The sequence below is a fragment of the Micromonospora sp. NPDC048935 genome (genome assembly GCF_043197875.1).
Taxonomy (GTDB): Bacteria; Actinomycetota; Actinomycetes; order Mycobacteriales; family Micromonosporaceae; genus Micromonospora.
The window spans coordinates 266,139-276,137 of record NZ_JBICTZ010000006.1; the positions used below are offsets into that span (position 1 = coordinate 266,139).

The 9,999-nt window shown below is 74.6% G+C and carries 3 protein-coding genes; all 3 read right to left on the reverse strand.

Going from position 1 to position 9,999, the window contains the following annotated elements:
* Positions 1 to 125 precede the first annotated feature (125 nt).
* Genes ACGFIW_RS18980 through ACGFIW_RS18990 form a run of 3 tightly spaced genes read right to left on the reverse strand, consistent with a single transcriptional unit; the run spans position 126 to position 9,832 of the window.
* Positions 126 to 8,165 carry an amino acid adenylation domain-containing protein gene (locus ACGFIW_RS18980; RefSeq protein WP_393317077.1) on the reverse strand — a complete coding sequence of 2,680 codons (8,040 nt, stop codon included), beginning with the start codon at positions 8,163 to 8,165 and terminating at the stop codon, positions 126 to 128.
* Positions 8,162 to 9,238 carry a BtrH N-terminal domain-containing protein gene (locus ACGFIW_RS18985; RefSeq protein ID WP_393317079.1) on the reverse strand — a complete coding sequence of 359 codons (1,077 nt, stop codon included), beginning with the start codon at positions 9,236 to 9,238 and terminating at the stop codon, positions 8,162 to 8,164. Before ACGFIW_RS18985 ends, ACGFIW_RS18980 begins: the two co-directional genes overlap by 4 nt.
* Before the next feature lie 3 nt (positions 9,239 to 9,241).
* The gene (locus ACGFIW_RS18990) at positions 9,242 to 9,832 is read right to left on the reverse strand and encodes a hypothetical protein (protein WP_393317081.1); all 591 of its coding nucleotides are present in this window, start codon (positions 9,830 to 9,832) and stop codon (positions 9,242 to 9,244) included.
* Positions 9,833 to 9,999: the final 167 nt, after the last annotated feature.

The following is a 9,999-nucleotide window of genomic DNA, read 5'->3' on the forward strand; positions in this document are numbered from 1 at the left end:
CGGGCGCCCCCCCCGGGGCGCCGGGGGCCCCCCGGCGGGGGGGGGGGCGGGGCGCCCCCGCGCCCGGGCGGCGCGCCCCCCCCCCCCCCCCGGCCCCCCCCCCCCCGCTTCGTGCCTGCCGGCCGTCAGGTGGGCAGTGAACCGGCGACGGCGCGATGCACCTCGGCCGCGAACGACAGCAGCCGGTCGTCGTCGAAGACGAGGCGCAGCGAGAGGTCGACGCCGTACCGCTCGCTGAGTCTTCTGGTCATTCTCGCCGCGAGCAGCGAGTCGCCACCCAGCTCGAAGAACCGGTCGTGCCGGGAGATCGCAGGCACGCCGATCAGGTCCTGCCACACCTGGGCCACCGCCGTCTCCGTCGCACCCTGCGGTGGCTCGCCGGCATCCGGGGTCACCTCGGGCACCGGCACCGCCGCGAGCCCGGCGCGGTCCACCTTGCCGCTCGCCGTCCGGGGGAACGCATCCAGCGTGACGAACGAGGCCGGCACCATGTAGTCCGGCAGCCGGCGGCGCAGGGCCGCGCGGAGGGCGCCGGTGTCCGGGTCAGCCTCCCCGGGCCGCCACCGCAGGTACGCGACGAGCCGCCGGTCGGGCGCGTCGCGGTGCCCGGTCGCCTGGACGACCGCCTCGGCGACACCGGGCACGGCCAACAGGGCGGACTCGATCTCGCCCGGTTCCACCCGGTGTCCACGGATCTTGACCTGCTGGTCCAGCCGCCCCAGCACCTCCAGCCCGTGCGGCGTCCACCGGCCCCGGTCCCCGGTGCGGTACTGGCGTTCTCCTGGCCGGCCGGTTGGGTCGGGAACGAAGACCGAGGCGGTGAGCCCGGGCCGGCCCAGGTATCCCCGGGACACCCCGACGCCGGGCGACACGATCTCGCCGACGACGTCCGGCGGCACCGGTGCAAGGTCACGGGCGAGCACCACGATGCGTGAGCCGGGCAGCGGATGGCCGGCGGTCACCACGGACACCTCGCGGTCGAGCTCCGTCCAGGTCGAGCAGAAGCTGTCCTCGGTCGTGCCGTACAGGTTGATGACCCGTTGCGGCCCGCGGTTCCAGACGCGCCGGGCCAACTGCGCGGAGAGCGGCTCGCCGCCCAGGGCCACGCTGCGTACCCCGCCGGGCCACCCGTCGATGTCGAGCAGGGCGGCCATCGCGGACGGCACGGTCGTCACCAGCGTCACCCGGTCCCGGTCCGGCAGCGTGGGCAGGTCGAGCACCGACTCGGCCAGAACCACGGTGCCGCCGGCTGCCAGCGGGGCGAACAGCTCGAACAACGACAGGTCGAAGACGAGCGAGGTCGCGCCGAGGACGCCGGCCATCTCGTCCGCGCCGAACGCCTGCCGACCCCACGCGATCCGGGCGAGTGCCCCGCGGTGGGTCACCCCGACGCCCTTCGGCCGGCCAGTCGAGCCCGACGTGTACAGCACGTACGCCAGCTGGTCGACGCTGAGCAGGGCGGGATCGTCGAGCGCCAGACAGGTGCGGCCCGCCGCGGCCACCGCGTCGTCGATCGTCACCATCGGCACGTCGCAGGCGTCGAGCCAGGTCGCCGTGTCGGCGTCGGTGAGCACCAGCCGGGCGCCGGCGTCGGCGAGCGTCTCGGCATGGCGTTCCGCCGGGTCGCTGTCGCGAAGCGGCAGGTAGGCGGCCCCGGCGGCGAGAACGCCGAGCATGGCGACCGGCAGGTCGACGGTGCGCCGGTGACAGATGGCCACCCGGTCCTCGATGCCCACTCCGAGGCTGCGCAGCCCGGCCGCCAACCGGCGCACCCGGCGCTCCAGCGCCCCGTAGCTGAGCGATTCCTCGGGCGCCACGATCGCGATCCGATCGGGGTGTCGGGACGCCCCCGCCAGAATCGCGCCGTGCAGCCAGGGCGAGCCGAGATCGGGCACCTCCCCGCCGTCGCACCACCCGGCCAGCAGCGCGCGGTCGGCCGCGTTCATCAGGTCGAGGCGCTCCAGCGGCACGTCCGGGGCGGCGACCCCGACGGCGCAGAGCTGGAGCAGTTGGCCGGCGAGGCGGTCCATGGTGGACGCGTCGAAGAGGTCCGCGTCGTATTCGAAGGTGACCTCCAACGGGCCGGGCCGGCCCGCAGCGCCGATCAGCACGCTGAGATCGAACTTCGCGACACCGGTGGGTATCGGCGTGACCTCGGCGCGCACGCCGTCCAGCCGGAGCGCGGCGGTGGCCGGCTGTTCACCGAACATCACCTGGAACAGCGGGTTGGTCAGGGCCGGGTGACCGGCCCCGGCGGCCCGGACGACCTCGGCGAACGGGACGTCACCGTGCGAGATCGCCTCGAACAGTTCGGCCCTGGTGCGGGTGAGCAGGGCGCGCAGCGACGGCATACCGGTCAGATCGGCCCGGAGGACGACGGTGTTCATCAGTGCGCCGAACACCTCGGCGGTGCCGCTCGCCCCGCGGCCGGCCACGGCGAGGCCGAGGCCGAAACGGTGCTGGCCGGCGCGCCGGCCGAGCAGCGCGCTCACCAGCGCGGTCACCGCCATGTACCGGGTCGCGCCGGTCTCGGTGCACAGTGCGTCGAGCCCGGCGAGCGCCTCACCCGCCAGCGTACTGCGCACGGTTGCGGCGCGCCGGGACGCGACCGCCGACCGGGGGCGGTCGGTGGGCAGCGCAAGCTCGGGCAGCCCGTCCAGCCGGTCCCGCCACCAGTCCAGCTCGGGCCCGCAATCGCCGCGCGCTGCCGATTCGGCGTGTTGCGCCGCCGCGATGGCGACACTCGAACCGGCCGGCGGCAGCGGACGGTCCGTGGTGTACGCCCGGCCCAGGTCGCGGGCGAGCAGATCGAGCGACCAGCCGTCGCAGATCGCATGGTGCGCCACGAAGATCAGGTGGTGGTCGCCAGCGGGTGCGCGAAGCAGCCGTACCCGCCACGGCGGCGCGGTCGTCAGGTCGAACGGGGCGGTCGCCGCCTCCACCGCCAGCCTGGCGACGTCCGCCTCGTCCACCTCCTCGACGGGAAGGCGCACCGGCACCGCCGGAGCGACCCGCTGCCTGAGGTTCCCCTCCCTGGTCTCCAACCGCACCCGCAGGCCGTCGTGCCGCTCGACGACCGCCCGCAGCGCCCGCTCCAGCCGGCCGGCGTCGAGCGGACCGCGCAGGCGCACCTGCCCGGCGACGTGATAGGCCGGGCTGTCGGGCGCCAGCGCCTGCAACAGGCACAGCCGCTCCTGGGTCGGCGACAGCGGGTAGCCGTCGTCGTTCGTGGCCGGTGCCTGGTCGACAGGCGACGCGCCCACCTCGTCCAGCCGCGCGGCCAGCCCGGCGATGGTCGGTCGGTCCAGCAACCGGCCCAGTGGAAGGCGCACCCCCGTCCGTTCCTCGACGGCGCTCAGCAGCCGCATGGCGAGCAGGGAGTGCCCGCCCGCCATGAAGAAGTCGGCGTCCGGGTCCGGGTCGGTGACGCCGAGCAGACCGGCCCAGATCTCGGCGACGGTCCGCTCGGTCGGCGTGCGGGTGGTCCGCCGCGTCGGGACGTGCTCCACCGGCACCGGAATCCGGGCCAGCGCCTCCCGGTCGAGCTTGCCGCGGGCGTTGCGGGGCAGCGCGTCCAACGGGAGCCAGCGAACCGGCACCATGGCCGCCGGCAGCGCGGCTGCCGTGTGGGCGCGCAGTACGTCGGCGTCGGCGTCGCCGACGTGGTACGCGGCCAGCGCGGCATCCGACTCGCCGGCCCGGTGGACGACGACGGCGGCCTCGCGTACGCCGGGATGGGTGCCGAGAACCGCCTCGATCTCGTCGAGCTCGATCCGCACCCCGCGCACCTTGACCTGCCGGTCACCGCGGCCGAGATAGATCAGGTGGCCGTCGTGCCGCCGGCGGACCAGGTCGCCGGTGCGATAGGCGCGGGTGCCCGGCGCGCCGGCCGGGTCGGGGCCGAACCGGTCGGCGGTCGCCGCGGCGTCGGCCAGGTAGCCACGAGCCACCTGGGCGCCGCCGAGATACAGCTCGCCGGGCTCGCCCGTAGCGGCCGTCCGGCCGTCGGCCGCCCGCACCCGGACACCGACCGCGGGCAGACCGGTGCCGATGGTGACCAGCCGGCGGTCGGCCGGGTCCTGATCGGCGACGGTGGCGTAGGTGGTGGCCTCGGTCGGGCCGTACAGGTTGACGATCCGGCCGACGCCTGCGTCTGCCAGCTCCCGGACCAGGGCGGCGGGCAGCGGCTCGCCCGCCAGGTTCGCCACGCCGACGCCCGCCGGCAGGCCGTCGGCGACGAGTTGGGCCGCGATCGAGGGCACGGTGTTGAGCAGGGTCACGTGCTCCCGCTCGGGCAGGCGCGGTAGTCGCAGCGCATCCTCCGCGATGATCACGGTGCCGCCCGCCGCCACCGTGACGAGGAGTTCGAAGACGGAGAGGTCGAAGGTGAGCGGGGTGCCGGCCAGGACGCCGGCGAGCTGGCCGGCCGGGTACGCCCGTACCCCCCAGCCGATGAACGCGGCGAGGTTGCGACGGGTCATCGCGATGCTCTTCGGCTGGCCCGTCGACCCCGAGGTGAACAGCACGTGGGCCAGTTGCTCGGGGTGCGGGGCCGGCCCGACCGGGGGCCCGGCGCCCGCGAGGTCGCCGTCGTCGAGCAGCAGCACGGGCCAGCCGGCCGGCACCTGGCCCACGGTGGCGCGGGTGGCGAGGGTGAGCGCGAGGTGCGCGTCGCGCCGGATCGCCTCCAGCCGGGCGGGCGGCAGCGTGAGGTCGACAGGGCAGTACGCGCCACCGGCCCGCAGGATGCCGAGCAACGCGACGAGCAACTGCGGTGTGCGCGGTACGGCCACGCCGACGCAGACCTCGGGACCCACCCCGCGCGCGGCGAGGCGGGCGGCGAGCCCGTTGGCGTGCCGCCAGAGCCCGCGGTAGGTGAGCGCCGACGCTCCCTGTCGCACGGCGACCGCGTCCGATCGGGAGTGCCTCCGGATGCGGTCCAGCACGTCCGGGAAGGGCCCGGCAGCCGGCAGCGGATCGGTGCCGGTGGGTGCTCCGGTCACCAGCGCAGACGGGTCGGCCACGGCGCTTCGGAGGGTGGCGACGTACTCGTCGAGCATCGCCGCGGCCGTCGCCTCGTCGAACCGGTCGGCGTCGTACCGCAGTGCCACGACGGTGCCCGCCTCGGTGTCCCCGACCTCCACGGTGAGCTCGACCGAGCTGCCGGTCGGTGGCAACGGCAACGTCTCGGCCCACAGGCCGCCCAGGTCGAGCCGAACGCCGGGCAGGCCGAGGGCGAGGCCCACGGTGCCCGCCGGGGCGAAGGCGGGCGGTCGGTGGTAGACGAACAACACGTCGAACAGTGGGTTGCGCCCATCCCGGCGGGAGGCGCCGGCCGCCTCCACGATCTGGGCGAACGGCAGCGCCTGGTGGTCGAGGGCGGCGGTCACCGCCCGGTGCGTCCGGCGGACCAGCTCGGCGAGACTGCCCGCCGCCCCGTCGAGGCGCAACGGCACCGAGTTCGCCAGAAAGCCGACCACTCCGCGCAGGGCCGGTGACCCCCGGCCCGCGACCGGCGTGCCGAGCACGACGTCCCCGCCGCCGCCGTAGCGCGCCAGCTGCGCGGCCAGCACGGCGACCAGCACGGTGTACGCGGTGGTGCCCAGCCTGGTGGCCACGGCGGCGAGCGCGTCGCCGGGCAGGTCGGCGGCCGTGCGCCGCACGACGCCGACGTGCTCGGCCGACATCCCGTTCACCGGGTGATCCGCCGGGAGGACGGCGCGCCCCGCTTCGTACCCGTGCAAGGCCGCGGCCCACCACTCGCGCAGCCGCTCCCGCGCCTCGATGTCGCCCGGGCCGGACAGCCGGCCCGGCTCGGGCAGCACCGGCTCGACACCGGAGCGCAGCGCGCGGTGGATCTCGGCGAACTCGGCGAGCAGCAGTGCGGCCGACCAGAGGTCCACCGCCGCGTGGTGCACCGCGACGGCGAGAATCCGGCCGGTGTCGGTGTCGACGAGCGCGGCGCGCAACAGCCCGGCGGCCGGTTCGAAGGGGGCGTTGGTGACCTGGTGGACCGCCGCATCGACCGCTTCGGCCCGGTGTCCGCGCAGGTCGAGGCGGCTCAGCACCGGTGACGGCGGTGGCTCGCCGGCGGCTGCGGCGGTCGTGGCGCACAGGGCGGGATGCCGGTCGAGCAGCAGGCGCAGCGTCCGCTCCAGGGCGTCTGGATCCACGTCGCCGCTGAGCCGGAACGCGCGGCCGAGCACGTGCATCGTCGTGCCGGGGTGGTACCGCTCCAGGTAGCGGATGCCCTCCCCGTTGGCATCGGCCATCGCCGCGCCGCCGGCGGTGCTCGTCGCGGCCGCCGTGCCCTGCCCCGCGGCGATAAGCGTGGCCAGTGCGGTCAGCGAGGACACGGCCATGAGGTCGGCCACCGGCACCTCGACACCCCAGCGGGTGGCGATGTCGCCCTGAAGCTGCAGGAGCGCGAGCGAGTCGAGGCCGAGTTCGAGCAGGGAGACGTCGCCGCGCGGCTCCGCGACCCCACCCACGGCCGCGACACGGGCACGCAGCTCGGCCACGACCGCGGCAAGCCCCTCGGGTGCGTCGACGGACGCCTCTGAGGTCACGTCGGTGGGCCGGTCCTCGCGCAGCACCGGAAGCTCGCCACGCTGGTACCGGTCCCGGGCGACGGACCTGCGGACCTTGCCACTGGTGGTTCGCGGGAGCCCACCCCGACGAACCAGCAGCAGCGCCGCCGGACTCGCCTCGGTGGCCGCGATGATCGCGGCCCGCGCCCGCGAGAAGAGATCGGCCGGCAGCTCCACGACACGGGCCGGAGCCTCTATCGCGACGACGAGATGCTCTCCCGCTGACCCGTCGGCCGGCTCGACCGCGAACGCGGCGGCTGCCGACCCGCGCAGCACCGGGTCGACGCCGCGCAGGATCTCCTCGACGTCCTCCGCGTGGATGTTGCGGCCACGCACCACGACGATCTCTTTGAGCCGGCCGGTGATGAACACCTCGCCGTCGACGATCCGGCCGATGTCGCCGGTGCGCAGCCCGTCCGCCCGATACGTGGCGGCGGTCTCGGCGGGTCGCCGCCAGTAGCCGGCGGTCACGCTCGGACCCCGCAGGACCAGCTCGCCGGACTCGCCGGGACCGGCCGGGGCGCCGGTCTCCGGGTCGAGCGCGGTGAGCGTCTGGCCGCCCAGCACCGACCCGTTGGACACGCGCTCGATCGCATCGGTCGCGTCGTCCGCCCGAACCCGCATGCCGCCGAGGCGCGCGCCGCCGCTGACGATGAGGGTCGCCTCCGCCATGCCGTAGCAGGGGTAGAACGCCTCGGGCCGGAAGCCCGCGACCGCGAACGCCTCGGCGAACCGGCGCAGCGTACCGGCCCGGACCGGTTCCGCACCGGTGAACGCGACTGCCCACGCCGAGAGGTCGAGGGCGGCCCGCTGGTCGGCCGGGATGCGCTCGACGCACAGGTCGAACGCGAAGTTCGGGCCACCGGACACCGTCACCCGGCCCTCGCTGACCAGTCGCAGCCAGGACAGTGGCTGGCGGACGAACGCCTCGGCCGGCATCAAGGTCATCGACATGCCCGACCACAGGGGCGACAACATGCCACCGACCAGACCCATGTCGTGGTAGGGCGGCAGCCAGATCAGGGCCCGGTCCGTCGGCGTGAGCGACATCCCGTCGGTGATGGCGGCGGTGTTGTGCGCAAGGTTCGCATGGGTCACCATGACGCCCTTGGGGATCCCGGTCGAGCCCGAGGTGTACTGCAGCACGGCGAGTTCCGACCCGGCGGGCTCGGTGTCCACTGCGGCCGGCAGAGCCAGGCCGACCAGGCCGTCCGGCCCGAACGCGGCCACCGCGCCGGCGTCACGCACGATCGGGTGGTCGGCCAGCTCCGTCGTCCGCAGCGGCCGGCCGCCCCGGGGCGGCAGCGGCACGGCCACCAGTCCCGCCGCCAGGATGCCGAGGAGGTTCACCAGGTAGTCGAGGCCGCCAGGGATGGCGAGCACCACCCGTTGACCGGGCACCCAGGACTCGCGCAGCCGGGTGGCGACCGCCGCCACGCGGATGGCCGCGTCGGCATAGGTGAGGTCGCGCAGCGCCCCGGTGGCCATGTCGAGATCGCGGTATCCCACCCTCGCCGGCTCGCGCTCCGCCCGCCGCAGCAGGGCGTCGATCAGCGGCCGGCTCGCGCCGGTCACGGCGCGCCCGGCGGCCGCCCGCCGGCGGCGGCCAACGGGCGTGGATCGCCGGACGGCTCGTCGAGCCGGCGGATCGCGGCGGTGAGCTGCTCCAGCACGTCCTCGTGGTCGGCGAGCAGCAGACGGGTCCGGCGGCTCAGCTCCGCGGCATACCTGTCGCCGGTGGTGGAACCGTGCGCGCCGAAGATGCGCAGCCCGGTCCACTGGTGGGCCAGCCGGTCGACCTGCCGGCCGGCATGCACCAGCGCGTCGCAGCGTAACCGGTTCCCCGTCGCCCGTAGGAAGTCCGCGTGCAGTGCCGCCGCCGCCTGCGCCGCCCAGCCGACGCTGTAGAGCTCCGCCAGGGCGCCGGCCCGATCGTCGCGCCCGGCCACGTCGGCCAGCCAGTGGCGCAGGCCCGCCAACCCACCGCGGCCCGGGTCGCCGGGCTCCAGCCAGCCGCGGACGTTGTGTGCCACGACCTCGCCCACCCAGGCCGCGGTGACCTCCGGTGCCGGACCGGTGAACTCGACGTCGATCCAGCGGTGCCGGATCCGGGGGCCGGCGAAGAAGTAGTCCCTGGTGTTGGGCCGGGCCTCGTTCGCCGAGCCCCGGGCCCGCAGGAAGTCGTCGAACGCGAGGGGCCCGCTGAACAGCGGCGGCGTGGCCTCCAGCAGGTACACCTCGCGTGCCTCGTCGTCGAAGCCCCACACCACGACCAGATGCGCGGCGTGTACGTCGCCGAAGGCCGGGCGGATGGGCATGTAGAAGTTGTCCACGGCGGCGAGCACCGGACGGCCGTCCTGGATGGACGCCCGGATGCCGGCCCACGCCTCCTGCGCGTCCGCCGGTTCCTGCCACCGTGCCCGCACCGGGTGGAACGGGAAGAGGTTCTCCCCCAGGGTCGGCCGGGGTGCCGGGTGGTAGTACTCCTCCCCACGCACCTGCGCCGGGTCGTGGTGGAACTCCCATCCCGCCCCGAGCGCCTCCACCGGGTCGAAGCCCTGGCGCAGCAGCAGCGTGCCGAAGCAGTCGTGCAGGCAGTTGCCGAGGTCGTGGAACCAGAACGGGAGGTCCTTCAACAGCAGCTTCATCGGCTAGTTCCATCCGTTGGCGACGAGCGTCATCGCGAAGACGTGGATCGCGATGTTGTCCGGCAGGCGCAGGTATGCCAGCTCCTGCTGGCGGGTGATGGCCAGGCGCTGCTGCCAGATGCGCGGTCCGATTCCCGCCTGCACGTGCCGGGGAAAGTGGATCCGGCGGCAGGTGATCGCCTCGACCTCGCCGAAGTGCGGCGGCGAGGCCGGCCAGAAGTCGGACACCCGTAGCCACTCCTGGTCCGCCACGCCGTCGCGGTAGTGCAGGTGGACGACGTCCTCGGCCCGCCGTTCGGAACAGGCGAGCAGGTAGATCCAGTCCCATCGGCCGGGCGGCAGGTCGATGCGCTGCCCGGCGCAGACCACGTTGTCGAGGCGGGCCGGGCCGGTGCGCGGAAACCTGAACGGCACCTGGGTACACCGGAACAGTTCCGTCCCGTCGGGCAGCTCCTCGGCGGGAAACGAGTTCTTCCAGACGTTGAGCCGGCCCTCGGCGAGGCGGTCCCGGTTGGTGGCGCCGATATTGTTGAAATAGGCCGTCAGGTCAACGGGAACGGCAGAGAAATTGGCTGCCCGAACGACGTTCTCCATGGGTGTCCCGATTCGCCTTCGAGAGTCGCGGGAAATGACGATGATACGAGTCTCGACCGGTCCCGCGAACCCGTCAAGATCTTATGGGGATCCTGCACCCGAAGGCATGTCCCGCCGGCGGGACATGCCTTCGGGACAGCACGGGAACGCCGCCGGACAATGTCTTT